General features: G+C 63.7%; 17 protein-coding genes. 7 read left to right on the top strand and 10 right to left on the bottom strand.

Going from position 1 to position 12,736, the window contains the following annotated elements:
• Positions 1–137: 137 nt before the first annotated feature.
• The 8 genes from ET21_RS27305 to ET21_RS0120495 all read right to left on the bottom strand — a co-directional run bounded on the left by ET21_RS27305 (position 138) and on the right by ET21_RS0120495 (position 8,623).
• Positions 138–1,190, bottom strand: coding sequence for a hypothetical protein (locus ET21_RS27305; RefSeq protein WP_237751618.1), 1,053 nt, complete (start codon positions 1,188–1,190; stop codon positions 138–140).
• A gap of 773 nt (positions 1,191–1,963) precedes the next feature.
• Positions 1,964–2,524: a 2OG-Fe(II) oxygenase gene (locus ET21_RS0120525; protein WP_030541132.1), complete on the bottom strand. Its 561-nt coding sequence runs from the start codon at positions 2,522–2,524 to the stop codon at positions 1,964–1,966.
• A 107-nt stretch (positions 2,525–2,631) separates the two neighbouring features.
• Positions 2,632–4,299 (bottom strand): ShlB/FhaC/HecB family hemolysin secretion/activation protein, encoded by a 1,668-nt coding sequence (locus ET21_RS0120520; RefSeq protein WP_237751617.1) that lies wholly within the window; start codon positions 4,297–4,299, stop codon positions 2,632–2,634.
• Positions 4,300–4,472: 173 nt separating this feature from the next.
• Positions 4,473–5,216 (bottom strand): metallophosphoesterase, encoded by a 744-nt coding sequence (locus tag ET21_RS0120515; RefSeq protein ID WP_021237126.1) that lies wholly within the window; start codon positions 5,214–5,216, stop codon positions 4,473–4,475.
• On the bottom strand, positions 5,200–5,973 hold the full coding sequence (locus ET21_RS0120510) for a nucleotidyltransferase (RefSeq protein ID WP_030541130.1): 774 nt from the start codon (positions 5,971–5,973) through the stop codon (positions 5,200–5,202). The genes ET21_RS0120515 and ET21_RS0120510 overlap by 17 nt, the downstream gene beginning before the upstream one ends.
• 63 nt (positions 5,974–6,036) lie before the next feature.
• Positions 6,037–6,822, bottom strand: a complete 786-nt coding sequence (locus ET21_RS0120505) for an SDR family oxidoreductase (RefSeq protein WP_030541129.1) — start codon at positions 6,820–6,822, stop codon at positions 6,037–6,039.
• Between the two features lie 14 nt (positions 6,823–6,836).
• Positions 6,837–8,030 (bottom strand): zinc-dependent alcohol dehydrogenase, encoded by a 1,194-nt coding sequence (locus tag ET21_RS0120500; RefSeq protein WP_021237123.1) that lies wholly within the window; start codon positions 8,028–8,030, stop codon positions 6,837–6,839.
• The gene (locus ET21_RS0120495; protein WP_030541128.1) at positions 8,030–8,623 is read right to left on the bottom strand and encodes an SRPBCC family protein; all 594 of its coding nucleotides are present in this window, start codon (positions 8,621–8,623) and stop codon (positions 8,030–8,032) included. Before ET21_RS0120495 ends, ET21_RS0120500 begins: the two co-directional genes overlap by 1 nt.
• 188 nt (positions 8,624–8,811) lie before the next feature.
• Between ET21_RS0120495 and ET21_RS0120490 the strand changes: the two genes are divergently transcribed.
• From ET21_RS0120490 to ET21_RS0120475, 4 genes are read left to right on the top strand one after another with little or no spacing between them, the layout of a single operon-like run.
• Positions 8,812–9,402, top strand: a complete 591-nt coding sequence (locus tag ET21_RS0120490; protein WP_237751616.1) for a hemerythrin domain-containing protein — start codon at positions 8,812–8,814, stop codon at positions 9,400–9,402.
• 10 nt (positions 9,403–9,412) lie between these two features.
• A complete protein-coding gene (locus ET21_RS0120485) occupies positions 9,413–9,673 on the top strand; it encodes a hypothetical protein (RefSeq protein ID WP_030541126.1) in 261 nt (86 codons plus the stop codon).
• A complete protein-coding gene (locus ET21_RS0120480) occupies positions 9,666–9,935 on the top strand; it encodes a hypothetical protein (protein WP_030541125.1) in 270 nt (89 codons plus the stop codon). The genes ET21_RS0120485 and ET21_RS0120480 overlap by 8 nt, the downstream gene beginning before the upstream one ends.
• Complete coding sequence (locus ET21_RS0120475) at positions 9,913–10,161, top strand: hypothetical protein (RefSeq protein WP_030541124.1); 249 nt, start codon at positions 9,913–9,915, stop codon at positions 10,159–10,161. Before ET21_RS0120480 ends, ET21_RS0120475 begins: the two co-directional genes overlap by 23 nt.
• Positions 10,162–10,168: 7 nt before the next feature.
• Here ET21_RS0120475 and ET21_RS0120470 read toward each other — a convergent pair whose 3' ends face one another.
• Positions 10,169–10,807 carry a Crp/Fnr family transcriptional regulator gene (locus tag ET21_RS0120470; protein WP_030541123.1) on the bottom strand — a complete coding sequence of 213 codons (639 nt, stop codon included), beginning with the start codon at positions 10,805–10,807 and terminating at the stop codon, positions 10,169–10,171.
• Positions 10,808–11,052: 245 nt separating this feature from the next.
• On the opposite strand from ET21_RS0120470, the gene ET21_RS0120465 reads away from it, so the two are divergent.
• The 3 genes from ET21_RS0120465 to ET21_RS0120455 are packed head-to-tail and all read left to right on the top strand — an operon-like array spanning position 11,053 to position 11,993.
• Positions 11,053–11,565 carry a DUF4142 domain-containing protein gene (locus tag ET21_RS0120465; RefSeq protein WP_030541122.1) on the top strand — a complete coding sequence of 171 codons (513 nt, stop codon included), beginning with the start codon at positions 11,053–11,055 and terminating at the stop codon, positions 11,563–11,565.
• Positions 11,566–11,589: 24 nt separating this feature from the next.
• Entirely contained in the window at positions 11,590–11,796 is a 207-nt protein-coding gene (locus ET21_RS26100; protein ID WP_021237115.1) for a DUF3606 domain-containing protein, read from the top strand.
• An 8-nt stretch (positions 11,797–11,804) separates the two neighbouring features.
• Positions 11,805–11,993, top strand: coding sequence for a hypothetical protein (locus ET21_RS0120455; RefSeq protein WP_021237114.1), 189 nt, complete (start codon positions 11,805–11,807; stop codon positions 11,991–11,993).
• A gap of 65 nt (positions 11,994–12,058) precedes the next feature.
• On the opposite strand, the gene ET21_RS0120450 is transcribed toward ET21_RS0120455, so the two are convergent.
• A complete protein-coding gene (locus tag ET21_RS0120450) occupies positions 12,059–12,724 on the bottom strand; it encodes a protein-L-isoaspartate(D-aspartate) O-methyltransferase (RefSeq protein WP_081856810.1) in 666 nt (221 codons plus the stop codon).
• Positions 12,725–12,736: the final 12 nt, after the last annotated feature.

Raw genomic sequence — 12,736 nt, 5'->3', positions numbered from 1 at the left:
TCCCGCGCGCATGAAGAAGGGTTTGAGGAGGCGGCACCAGCCGCCCCCTCGCCCCGCCTCCGCCCTTTGGCCTCGCAAGGGCATGGAGGCTTGGAAAACGCGCGCGATCCTGTGGGGCAAGGCCGCGCGCGCCCTCGTCACTTGCCCAGCAAGCCGCCGAGAAGGCCGGTCACCGGCGCAGCCGGGCTGCTCCCGCCGCCGCCTGCTCCTCCGGTGATCGGTGCCAGCAGGCCGCCCACCACGCCGGTCACTGGCGCGAGCACGCCGCCCACAGGGCCTTCGGGGCTCAGCACCGGCTTGAGCACGCCCGTGACGGGCGCCAGCGGCGATTCGCCGGTCGCTCCTCCGGGCAGCGCCGGAGCCAGGCCATTGACCGCGTCCAGCACGGGCGAAACCACGCTGTCCACCACCGCCGTGGCCGTGGCGACGACTGGCGCGACGGCCGCCGACACCTGATCGACCGCGCTCCCGGCTTGCGGCCCCAGAAGCGCTCCGGCCAGGTTGCCCACGGGCGCAAGGCCCGCTTCCACCCCCGCCGCAGTCGTCGGCACGGTGACATCGACGATGGCGCTGGACGTCAGCACATCGGCGGTCAGCAGTTGGCCTTGCACCGGCTGCGCTGCGGACGGCAGCAGGTTGACGCCGATCACGCTGTCAGTGGAAGATCCGCCGCTCAGCACATTGCCGCCGATATTGGTGGCGACCAATGGGCCCGTCAGCGCCGATCCGGCCGCTCCTCCCCCCTGGAGCGATCCGGTGAGGCCGCCCACGACGCCCTCGACAAGGCCGGTGACAGGCGCCAGCGCGCCATTCTCTCCCACCAGCGGGGACAGGACGGGAGACAAGGCGCCGTTTACGGCTTCCAGCAGCGGCCCCGTCACCTGGTCGGCGGTCGAGGTGGCGGCCGCCACGACCGGCGAAACGCCGTTCGTGATCTGCGTCACGGCTCCGCCAACCTCGCTTCCCAGCAGCGCTCCGGTGAGCGTGCCGACGGGCGCCAGCCCCTGCTGAACCGCGCCGGGCGTCGTGGGCAGCGCGACCTGCACCACAGTGCCGTCGCCCGTCAGCAGATCGACGGTGGCGACCGTCCCGGCCGCTGGCGTCTGGCCCGGCAGGATATTGACGCCGATCACCGTATCCGTCCCGCTCGGTCCCGCAATGACCTGATTGCCCAGGTTCGCTCCGATCAATGGACCATTGAGGGTTGGACCAGCGGGATTCCCCGGCCCGCCGGGACCAGTCGGCCCACCCGGCCCAGTAGGACCTCCCGGACCGGTAGGACCACCCGGACCAGTAGGACCGCCGGGGCCCGTGGGACCGCTGGGGCCGGTCGGACCACCAGGACCGGCAGGGCCGCCAGGGCCAGTAGGACCACCAGGACCAGTCGGGCCTCCGGGTCCAGCAGGGCCACTCGGTCCGCTGGGACCATTCGGGCCGGACGGACCGCCCGGACCATCGGGACCGTTTGGACCAGCCGGGCCGGTGGGACCAGTGGGTCCTCCGGGACTTGTCGGGCCGGAAGGACCAGACGGACCAGACGGATTTTTCCCGCCGCCCGCGCCGATGTCGAACCCGACACCGTCAGCGCAGGCGCTCAGGAGGAAAAGAGGTATCGCCGTGGCGCATAAAAGGGTGCGCCGGACGGAGTGAATCGGCCCCACAAAGGACATGGAATAATCTCCCTGTTGCATCGCGAACGTCTCGCAATGCGCACAGGCTAAGCACGGCAATCCCTTCCCGCTCGTTCATAAAAGGCCGATCTGGTTACATCCGTTCAGGACCGTGCGCGGCAGCGGAAACGCCCTCCGCAATGCCCGCATCAGAACACGCAAAGCTCTATAACGGCCTCGGCAAACCCGCAATCACAGACATATACCGTGGGAACCCCAGCCGATCCGGGCGCTTCATACGCAACCGGAGCGAAATCGCCCAGATCAGGCTTTGATCCATAACGGTTATATCTCTATCGCCAGCGGGGACCTTCGACCCATGTCACCAGGCTCCGCCGCACCCCGCTCGTAACAGGCAGCACGCGATGCTGGAGGAAGGAGGGGAAGATCAGCAGGCTCCCGCGCGGCGCGAAGGTCATGCCGGGCTGCTGCACCTGATAAAATTCGAACGCGCCGCCCTCATAATCGCCCGGGTCGGAAAGCTGCACCACCACCGACAGCTTCCGGTCGAACGGCCGCGAGGATTCCAGCCAGACATCATGGTGCCAATCATATTTGCCATGCTGGTCGCCATGATATTCGGTGAACTGCACCTCATAGGGCGCAACGATGTCGATGCCGAAATTCGTCCGGTTGGACGCGTCGACAAATTGCATCAGCCGCTGGACGATATCCTTTTCGCGATGCGGGTCCAGCCAGCGGATGAGCGACGAACGATAGTGCGCATCGCTGCGGCTGCTATGGTCGAAACCGACGGTCGCCGCCTGATCCGCGTAAGCCGACGCGCGCTTGATGATGGCGTCGCATTCGGCCGGGGTCAGCGCGGACGGCCAGACCTCCCACACATTGTTCATGGCTGTCTCCTCTCAACCTCCGAACGGACTTCCCGCTCAAGCACGCGTAGCGCCGGCCATCGGCGGCGCAGCGGGAATCCATTTGCGCACACGCAAGATCGCGCTCGTCAGAAGGCGCGCCCCAATCCAAAGAAGAATTGCGCCCGGCCGCTATGGGCGCGATCGGGATGCTTCACCGGCACCGCCACTTCGGCGCTCGCCCGCCATTTGCCGCCCAGCGCCACCCGCACCCCGCCACCGGCAGACGCTAGCGAATAATCCTCCGCAGCAAGGCGGTAGAAGGGCCGCGCGACCGCATGAGCGACCGCGCCATCGGCATAGGCGAACAAGGCAGCCTCCTTGAACGGCACGGTCTTGGGCGGCAATGTCCAGTTCACCTCCGCCGATGCGGCAGCGGCTTGCTCCGCCGTGCGCACGCCAAGACGGAACGCCATGCCCGCGCCCCTGCCGCCCAGAGCGAAACGCTCCGTCACGGGCAGCCTGTCGCGGCTATATTGGCCCTTCACCGAAATCTTGACGGACAGCCGCTTCGACAGGCTGCGCACGGCAACCGCCTGCATGTTCGCCTTTGTAAAGCCGACCTCGGAAAATCCCGCAAACGCCTTCGCGCCCAAAATCCCCACGCCCTGGCTGACCACGGTGGAAGCGGCCTCTCCGCTGGCCCCATCGGCGTGGGACCAGGACGCGCCCAGCCTCACCGCGCGCGACTTATAATCGCCAAAGCGCACGTCCAGATAATAGTTGCTGCTGTCAACGCCATCGATGGAAGCGTTCACCGTCAGGTTGCTCTTGTTCGACCGGATGACCGGGTGGCTGATCGCAATCCCTGCCAGCGTCGCTTCCCCCTCTATCATGCCGTCGCGCTGGCGCGATTTCACATGCGCCGCATTGGCCGACAGGGTCATTCCGTTGGTGCCGATGGGCGTGCTGTGGCTCAACGAATAAAGCTGATAGCGTTCAGGATAGAAGGGCAGATATCCCGCGACGCGCGTGCTGTCTCCTTCGCGCAGCACGCCATTGGCGGTCACGGAAAGCTGCGCCTGCACGCCGTCCACCACATTGCTGACGCCGCTATTGTCGATCATCACGCCGATCTGCAACTGCTTGCGCTTGACGATCAGGTCGATGATCAGGTCGCCAGCCTTCACCCCCTGCCGCACACGCGCATCGACCGTCTGCCCCGGAATATCGCGCATCAGCGACAGGGCGCGCTCCAGCACCGACTTGCGCAGCGGCGCGCCCGCCATCACCCGCTTCATATGCGTGTCGATCAGCCTGACCGGCAGGCTGGGCGACAGGCCCGCGAGGCGATAGTCCGTCACCCGCCCTTCCACCACCCGCACGATCAACTGGCCAGCGGCGGGAATTTGCGCGGGGATAGACACGGCATAAAAGGCGATGTCGCTGCGCGCATAGGCCGCGCTGACCGCGCCTGCCACCCCCTGCAACGTCTCGCGCGTCAACGGCCGCCCCGTGAAGGGCGCGACCGCCTTGTCCAGTTCCGCAGCGGGCAGCGACGCGCCCATATATATGACGCGGGCCAGACGGACGCTGGCTGCGGGCTCCGCACCGGGTGAAAGGTTGACGGACGGCGCGGGCGGGCGCGGCGTGGCGGGCGGCGCTGACGGAATGCCGGGCTCGACGCGATCGGCCCGCTCCCGGTCAATCGCTGGCGCGCTCGCAGCGCCGGTTCCCGGATTGGCGATCTGCGCCCCGGCGGCCGGAGCAGCGGACAGCAGGCAAGCCGCCGCCGCCACGCTCAGCCAGTCCCACATTCGCCCCCATCGCATGCCTTGGCCCTGCCCCCTGCATATCACGTCCCTGAAGCAGCAGGCGTAGGCCAATCCCCTTGCGATTCATCCCGAACTGTAACCGCAACGGTGAGGTTTAAGGCCGAAAGCATCCCGAAAGGGGGCAATCTCCACCGAAATGGAGGGAGTAGGGCGCGTCAGAGCGCGATCAGGGCGTAGGGCCGCTCAAAACGCTCCGAAACGACGAATTGCGCGCAATTGTAAACGGGAATTCCGCGCGGCGTTTTTCCTTCGAAAGCGCCCCTGTGCGCATGGCCATGCACGGCGAAGCGCACATTGTCGAAACGGTCGATCGCTTCGGCCAGACGCGAAGATCCCAGAAAAGGAAAGATTTCGGGCGGCTCCCCCTGAACGGTGTCGGGCACGGGCGAATAATGCAGCACCGCCACGCATTTGTCGGTGCGCAGCGACCGCAGCGCATTTTCCAGCTTGCGCGCCTCATTGATCGACTCTTCGACAAATCCCTTGATGGCCTTTTCACCAAACGCGCCCAGTTCGCCCCGGCCAAAGCCGCCGACAAAACCCTTCACGCCCGCAAAGCCGATGCCCTTTATCTCCACCGCCTGATCGTCCAGCACGGTGACGCCAGCGCCATGCAGGATGCGCGCGACCTCTTCGGGCTGGCCGCATTCATAATCGTGATTGCCCAGCACGGCGACCGTGGGGATGCTGCATGCGTGCAGGTCCTCCGCCAATATCTCCGCCTCGCGCGTTTTGCCGAAATTGGTGAGATCGCCGCACAGCGCCAATATGTCGGCCTGTTGCGAAATCTCCTCGAACATTGCGCGGTAGCGATGCTCGGATGTGTCGGTCACATGCAGGTCGCCGATCGCCGCCAGCGTCAGGCCGCTGTGGCGCGGCGCGTCATTTGTTCCGGTCATGGCTCTCCTCAAGCCCTTTTCCAACCACGTCGGCAAAGCCCCATTCGGTGATGTCCACCAGATAATCGCGCGGGCTCAGCAATCTTCCCCGGCATACGCGGATGTTGGGCACCGGCAGTTCCGATCGCGTCTGCAACCGTCCCAGCAGTTCCTCGAACAGCCACAGGGGAACGCAATGCCGCTCCGTCGGATAGATGAAGCGGAAGTTCAGAAGATGGATCAGCAGCAATTCCCAATGCAGTTCCACCGCATCCAGCAATCTTTGCCAGTCGATTCGGTCATGCTGTTTCAGGATGACATGGACGACATCGGCCCCATCATAGCGGTAGCGATCCTGTATGAAGATCTTCGACAGGATGAACTCTGTCGGCGGGGTGATCCGAACATCCACGCCATAGACTTCGGCATAGGAGACATCGCGAAACCATTCTTCCGTGACCGGCAGGCTGGCCGAGGATATATTGTAGATGACGTCGAAGAAGTTCTTGTCGCGCCAGACTTTTCCGATCCAGCGCTCATCCTCGAACTCGACCTCATGCCCCAGATGCTTGAAATAGGCCAGGATGCGCGGCGCGTCGCCCGCCTTGCAGAAGACATCCAGATCCTTGGTCGGCCGCACGATGCCGGTATGGCACCCCAGCGCATAAGTGCCCGAAAGCATGAAGGGGATGCCGGAATCGACCAGATGCTGGAGGCTTTCCGTATAGAATGCGACCGAATCCGGCGGCGGGTCGAAAATGGCGGGATCGCTTATCATGAATTGATGGAACGGGTGAGTGACGGGACTGTTCCCCCCCCCCTCACCCGCGCTCCATCCGGCTTATTTCTTGTCCGATCCCGGTTCAGCCATATGCCGGTGCTGTTCGGCCAGCATGGATGCTGGCGCGACATGGGCGGCGGCGGCCTGCACCTTGTTCTTCCATCCTGAAATGATGTGCGCCTTGCCCGCCATCAGCGCGTCCCAGCCGTCTTGGGCAACCTTGGCCGGATCGTCCTTTTCCTGCTGCCCGACCTTGGTGTCCAGCATGTCGGCGCGTTCGAAAAATTCCGTATCCGTCGCGCCGGGCATCAATGTGGTGACGGTCACGCCTTCGCTGTCCTTTATCTCGTTGCGGATGGCGTCGGCGAAGCTGTCGATGAAGGCCTTGCTGCCATTATAGACGGCGTGGAACGCGCCGGGGATGAAGCCAGCGATCGACCCGGTGATCAGCACCTTGCCATCGTTCCGCGCCACCATCGGCCGCAGCACCTTCTGCAACAGATAGAGCGTGCCGGTGATATTCGTATCGATCACCTTGCGCCAATCCGCCACATCCTGTTCCAGAAAGGCATGGCCGACCCCGCGCCCTGCATTGGCGCACAGCAGGTCGATCTGCCGCCCGCCCGCCGCGTTCAGCAGCCGGTCGACGCCTTCCAGCGTGGACAGGTCGGCCTCCACCGCCTCCACCTGCGTTCCATGCTGCCTGAAATCCTTGGCGGCGGCCTCGATCAGCGGTTCATCCGCGACGACGATCAGGTCATATCCATCCTTCGCCGCGACATGGGCCAGTTCAAAACCAATCCCGGTCGACGCGCCGGTAACGATCGCCAGTTTTCCTGAAGTCATGATCCTCTTTCCTTTCAAGCCGCCGGGGCCTGATCCATGCCGGGTTTCAGCACGATCTTGGTCACTTCATTCTGCTGGTCGTGGAACATCTTATATCCTTCGGCCGCCTGCTCCAAAGGCATGCGGTGACTGATCAGGAAGGTGGTATCGACCTTGTCCTCCATGATCGCGTTCAGAAGGCCCGGCATATAATGCTGCACATGGGTCTGGCCGGTTTTCAGCGTCAGCCCCTTTTCCATGAAGGCGCCCAGCGGGAACTTGTCCACGAAGCCGCCATAGACGGCGGGCATGGACACGCGGCCGCCCTTGCGGCAGGCGATGATCGCCTGACGGATGGAATGGGCGCGGTCGGTGCCCATGAAGGTCGACACCTTGATCTGGTCCCACACATTGTCGGCGAAGAAACCATGCGCCTCCAGCCCGACCGCGTCGATGCAGGCGTCCGGGCCGATGCCGCCCGTCATCTCCATCAGCGCCTCATAGGTGCGGCTTTCCTCATAGTTGATCGTTTCCGCACCGAAACGTTTCGCCAGTTCCAGCCTGCGCGGGAAATGGTCGATCGCGATCACCCGCTCGGCGCCCATCAGGAAGGCGGACTGGACCGCGAACAGGCCCACAGGCCCGCATCCCCACACCGCGACCGTATCGCCCGGCTCGATCTCCGCATTCTCCGCCGCCATCCAGCCGGTGGGCAGAATGTCGGACAGGAACAGCACCTTGTCGTCATCCACGCCGTCCGGGATCACGATCGGTCCCACGTCGGAAAAGGGTACGCGCACATATTCCGCCTGACCGCCCGCATAGCCGCCGGTCATATGGCTGTACCCGAACAGGCCCGCCATGGGCTGGCCGTAGATCGGCTGGGCGATGTCCTGATTGTCGGCGGGCAGCCCATTGTCGCAGGCGGAATATTGATGCTTGCTGCAATGAAAACAACTGCCGCACGAAATGGTGAAGGGCACCACGACGCGCTGCCCTTTCTTCAATGTCGAACCGGGCCCGATATCGACTACTTCACCCATGAATTCGTGGCCCAATATGTCGCCCTTCTGCAATGTCGGGATATAGGCGTCATACAGGTGAAGGTCGGACCCGCAGATGGCGGTCGACGTGATCTTGATGATGGCATCGCGGGGGTTGACGATCTCAGGATCATCGACCGTTTCGACGCGGACGTCATGCTTGCCGTGCCAGGTGAGCGCGCGCATCAGTTCTGCTCCTCTTCATATTGCCGCCGGTTGCGGGCGGCCGTCGCGATTTCCCCGGTTTCCAGAAACTGCTTCAGGCGGCGCAGGTCGCGCCGCGCCTGGATCGCCGGTTCGCGCTGGAACATCTTGGCGATCACCTTGCCGATGAAACCGGCGGGCGGATCGTAGAGGATGGTCGCGCTGACCCATGTGCCGCGTCCGCCCGGAGCGTCGCGAAACTCTATGCTGCCGCTGTTCGGCACCTCCGCGCCCTCTTCGGAGGCCCAGGCGATCAGTTCGCCGGGTCTGTCCTCTGTGATCACCGATATCCATTCGACCGTGCCGCCGCCCGGTGCCTTCACCACCCATCGCGAACGCTGACCGTCCACGGCGTTGACCGACACCAGATTTTCCATCACCTTGGGCAGGTTGGTCACGTCACGCCAGAAGTCGTATATTTCCTGCCGCGGCCGGTTGATCGTGACCGTCTTGCCGGACACGGCATCGCCCTTGGCCTCGTCCAGGCCGCTCGCGGCCTGCTCTCTCCTGTCCGCTTGCTTCGCCGTTGCGAGGGGCGCGTCGTCATGCTCCCCTGGCGCGAGATGATCGGCCATGCTGACCTCCTTCATTGTCAGGCTTGTGTTGACGTGTGGCCAACCAGCAGCCGCGCGGGCCGTTCCGAACTTTGTCGCGAAACCATCGCAAAAACGCAGCTTGCTAACATGGGTAACTCTCTTCCCCGCCTTTGGCCGCGACGGGGAACAGCACCCGCTGGCGCTCGTTTTTCAAGGAAATATCTGCATTGGAGGATGACATTATGGGCGCACAGGCGACGTTCCACCGTATTACGCACAGCGGCAGCCGTGACGCGCTGATCGGCGCGGGCATTGGCGCTGGCCTTGCCCTGATCGGGGCTGTTGGCCGAAAGTTCGCCGTTCAGGCTCCGACCGCTCTTGCAGGCGATTGGGACAAGGCGCTGGCCCTTGAACATAAGATGGCACTGGCCCTGTTCGACAAGCTGCAACAGACCGGCCCCGAAGCCAATGGCCGCCGCGCCACGCTGCTGACCCAGCTCAAACATGCGCTGGGCAAGCACGCGATGGAGGAGGAGAATGCCATCTATGCCGCGATGCGCCTGGCAGGCATGAAGGAAGAGGCCGACACGCTCACCGGAGAGCATGGCTATGTGAAGCAGTATCTCTATGAACTGGGCGACCTGTTGAAGGACCATGCTGCCTTCCAGGCCAAGCTCGCCAGCTTCCGCGCGGATATCGAAGCGCATATGCGCCGCGAGGAGGATGAACTCTTCCCGCGGCTCAAGGAAGGGCTTGACCGCGCGGCTAACGGCACCCTGACGCGCCGGATGAACCAGGAAGGGCTGAAACTGGCCTGAGGAGAGGAAAATGACTGATCCTGATCGCAGCGAAAGGACGCTGCCGACGCAGCAGACCCGCAACCCCAACATCTCGACGGAAAATCAGCCGGAGGGTTCCGCCCGGCGGCCGAGCGATACGCTCGACCGCGAGCCTGATCGCGATCCGCTGAGTGGCGGCGCAATTCCGTCCAACTATAATCCGCAGACCATGACCCGGCGCGGAGAGGAAGACGACAGCCGCGCCGGACAGGAGGGCGCTGGCGAAAGAGGGCGCGGGTCCGATGAATGACAAGCGCTCGGATGACCTTTCCGCACCGATCTACCAGGGCGATGAGGACACCAATATCGCCAAAGCCAAGCCGCTGCCCCTTTCCACTGGACGCGACGATAATCGCGGCCACCGCGCCCGTGGCGGATCTGGCGTGGTCGAAGGCAGCGGCGCGGGAGCGGGTGGCGGCGGCAACCCGGAAGACTTTGACAGCGATCCGGTAGCAGGGGGACCGGCTCAGCAGCAACAGGACAAGGATGATGAACCAGCAAAACCGAAGTGAAGGCAGAGACGACAGCGACCTTCATGACGAACCGTCCATCGGCGGCCAGTCAGGGGCGGGCGGCGGCAACACCGCACACGACATCGGGTCGCGGGACGAGGAAAAGTCCGCGCGTGGCGGCGATCCCGAACCTACGCGCGCCACCAAGCAGGACAAGCCGCAGCCGGACACCGGCACCCGGTCAGATCATGAAGGCGCGCAAGGCCTGGGGAACAGCAAGTTGTGATCGCCGGTCAGGCGGCCATTCCCTGCGTGCGCAGGGCTGCCGCCTGTCGTAAGGCGCGCAGGTCCGGTATGCGCAGCCACTTCGCCTGAAGCTCGACCAAGCCGCGAGTCCGCATCACCTGGAGCGTCCGGTTGACATGAACAGGGGTTAGCCCGGTCAGATCGGCAATCTCCATCTGGGTGAGCGGCATCGCGCATTGCTGGCCATAAGTCAGGCCGGACATGCGCAGCCGTTCGAACAGTTCCAGCAGCAGATGCGCGACCTTTTCCAGCGCGGTCTTGCGGCCCAGCGTGACCAACCAGTTGGTCTGCCGCTCTATCATGTCGCTCAGGCTCCGCCAGAATGCCTGCTGACCTTCGCCGGATGTCGCAGACGGCGGAACGCAGGGCAAGCGAGTCGCCCTCACATTGGTCAAGGCAACGATGGGCTGAGACGGCTTTCCGCCCAACGCCCAATGCGGGTCGCAATAATCGCCCGGCAGATAGAGCGCTGTGATCTGGCGCCGTCCATCGGGCAACAAGCGATATCGGCAGGCCCAGCCTTCATCGATGCGAAAGATCGCGACAGGTTTCTCATCCTCCCGCGCCAGAAATTGATGCGGACGGAAATGGGCATGTAATTCGCTGGATGCGACTTGGCTCAACATGGACACTTCCCTGTTCAGCCCCCCGGCTCATCCTTCTCACTCAAATCTGTGTGAGTCCTCTTTTACCTATGTTGGCATTTCGCCCTGTGCGCGACGAAATGGCTTTTAGAAGCGGTGAACGTGCACTGCTGTTCATCATCGGTCCAGCCGCGCCGGTATGTCCGCTGATGCATGTTATGCTGTTCCCTCGCCTTGGCTGGAACCTGGGCTGATGGTGAGCGCTGAACGGAAGAGAGGAGAATTCCATGACTGCCAGAACATGCTTCATTGCCGTCTCGCTGCTTGCCGCGCTTCCCGCCGCTGCCGCCGCTCAGACCCCCAGTACCTATGTGGCCAGTGCGGGCGCGAGCGACCTGTTCGAAAAGACCTCCAGCCAGCTCGTGCTGCGGTCCACTAAGGACGCCAAGGTGCGTTCCTTCGCCACGATGATGGTGCAGGACCATAGTAAGAGCACCGCGATGGTGAAGGCTGCCGCCGCGAAGGCGCAGGTCAAGGCTCCGCCGCCGCAGATGACGCCCGACCAGCGCAGCAAGATCGCTGCGCTCACCAAGGCCAGCGGCGAAGCGCGCGACAAGCTTTATTGGGATCAGCAGAAAGCCGCGCACGCTCAGGCGCTGGCCCTGCATCAGGGTTATGCAACGTCGGGATCGTCCGAACCGCTGAAATCCGCGGCCGCGAAGATCGTGCCCGTGGTCCAGCATCATATCGACATGCTGAACGGAGGCGGCGAGGGCGCGATGCGCCATCAAGGCCATTGATCATCAGCAAAGGAGCCGAAGGCCATGATGAGCATGGACGTTCATCCTGCCGCGAACAGCGGGGAACCACCCGTTCCGCGCGACCTGAAGCATGTGGGGCTGAAGACGGATCTGGAGGTCCAATATTGGTCGCAGCGCCTGCAAGCGTCTCGCAGCCAGCTTGAGGAAGCCGTCGAAATGGTCGGCCATAGCGTCAGCGCCGTGACCGATTATCTCGATCGCAACCGCTGACCGGCAGAATGAACCGTGCCGATCCACCAACCCCGCGCAAACGCGGCAAGGCCGCGGCGATCATCATCGCCATCCTTGCCGCGATCATCTTCGTCATCTTCATTGCCCGCAATGTCTGGCATGGAGAGGAATTGCAGGAAAACCAGACCACCGGCAACAATGTCGCGGACAGCTATCAAGGCCAGCCCCAATATTAATGACAGGCATTCCCGGAAGGGATAAGCTCCCGCCACGCCGCGATCGTCTTCAGGACCAAGCGGCGTCACCGGGTTTGTCGCCCATCCTCGCGCCAGCCTTGCTCGCCGATCAGTGGCACGAACATGACCGCGCCCAGCGACTGCCCTTCATAGCCGTCCTGGCCCACCCGCGTGATCTTGCGCAGCTGCTGATTGCCCGGATCGCCGACCGGCATGAGCAGATGTCCGCCAATCGCCAGCTGCTCCTTGAGCGAAACGGGAACCACCGGTCCGCCCGCGGCCACCAATATCGCATCGAAGGGCGCTTCTTCCGGTAAGCCTAGCGTGCCGTCGCCAACCCTGATGTCGACATTGTCATAGCCCAGCATGGCCATCCGTTTGCGCGCGATTCTGGCGAGCGGCTCATGACGCTCGATCGCGAACACCTCGGCGGCGATCTGCCCCAGCACAGCGGCGGCATAGCCCGACCCCGCGCCGACCTCCAGCACCCGGTCACCCGCCACAATCTCCGCCGCCTCTATCATGGCGGCGACGATATAGGGTTGGGAAATGGTCTGCTGTTCCTCGATGGGAAGGGCCGCATCCTCATAGGCGAACTCTTCCATGCCTTCGCCGACGAATCGCTCTCTTGGCACTGCGCGCATCGCTTTCAGTACGCGCGGGTCGCGAATGCCGCGCCCGGCTATCTGGACATCGACCATCTGGCGGCGGCGCTTTTCATAGTCGCCCATCATCCTCTCCCT

Source organism: Sphingobium sp. DC-2 (assembly GCF_000722555.1).
Lineage (GTDB): Bacteria > Pseudomonadota > Alphaproteobacteria > Sphingomonadales > Sphingomonadaceae > Sphingobium > Sphingobium quisquiliarum.
The sequence above is the reverse complement of the archived record's forward strand: the minus strand, read 5'-3'. Positions and strand labels throughout refer to the sequence as shown.

Bases quoted from the DNA above. Each gene is read 5' to 3' on its own strand.
- ET21_RS0120525 (WP_030541132.1), bottom strand. From the start codon at position 2,524: ATGAACAATGTGTGGGAGGTCTGGCCGTCCGCGCTGACCCCGGCCGAA.
- ET21_RS0120520 (WP_237751617.1), bottom strand. From the start codon at position 4,299: ATGTGGGACTGGCTGAGCGTGGCGGCGGCGGCTTGCCTGCTGTCCGCT.
- ET21_RS0120515 (WP_021237126.1), bottom strand. From the start codon at position 5,216: ATGACCGGAACAAATGACGCGCCGCGCCACAGCGGCCTGACGCTGGCG.
- ET21_RS0120510 (WP_030541130.1), bottom strand. From the start codon at position 5,973: ATGATAAGCGATCCCGCCATTTTCGACCCGCCGCCGGATTCGGTCGCA.
- ET21_RS0120505 (WP_030541129.1), bottom strand. From the start codon at position 6,822: ATGACTTCAGGAAAACTGGCGATCGTTACCGGCGCGTCGACCGGGATT.
- ET21_RS0120500 (WP_021237123.1), bottom strand. From the start codon at position 8,030: ATGCGCGCGCTCACCTGGCACGGCAAGCATGACGTCCGCGTCGAAACG.
- ET21_RS0120495 (WP_030541128.1), bottom strand. From the start codon at position 8,623: ATGGCCGATCATCTCGCGCCAGGGGAGCATGACGACGCGCCCCTCGCA.
- ET21_RS0120485 (WP_030541126.1), top strand. From the start codon at position 9,413: ATGACTGATCCTGATCGCAGCGAAAGGACGCTGCCGACGCAGCAGACC.
- ET21_RS0120480 (WP_030541125.1), top strand. From the start codon at position 9,666: ATGAATGACAAGCGCTCGGATGACCTTTCCGCACCGATCTACCAGGGC.
- ET21_RS0120475 (WP_030541124.1), top strand. From the start codon at position 9,913: ATGAACCAGCAAAACCGAAGTGAAGGCAGAGACGACAGCGACCTTCAT.
- ET21_RS0120470 (WP_030541123.1), bottom strand. From the start codon at position 10,807: ATGTTGAGCCAAGTCGCATCCAGCGAATTACATGCCCATTTCCGTCCG.
- ET21_RS0120465 (WP_030541122.1), top strand. From the start codon at position 11,053: ATGACTGCCAGAACATGCTTCATTGCCGTCTCGCTGCTTGCCGCGCTT.
- ET21_RS26100 (WP_021237115.1), top strand. From the start codon at position 11,590: ATGATGAGCATGGACGTTCATCCTGCCGCGAACAGCGGGGAACCACCC.
- ET21_RS0120455 (WP_021237114.1), top strand. From the start codon at position 11,805: ATGAACCGTGCCGATCCACCAACCCCGCGCAAACGCGGCAAGGCCGCG.
- ET21_RS0120450 (WP_081856810.1), bottom strand. From the start codon at position 12,724: ATGGGCGACTATGAAAAGCGCCGCCGCCAGATGGTCGATGTCCAGATA.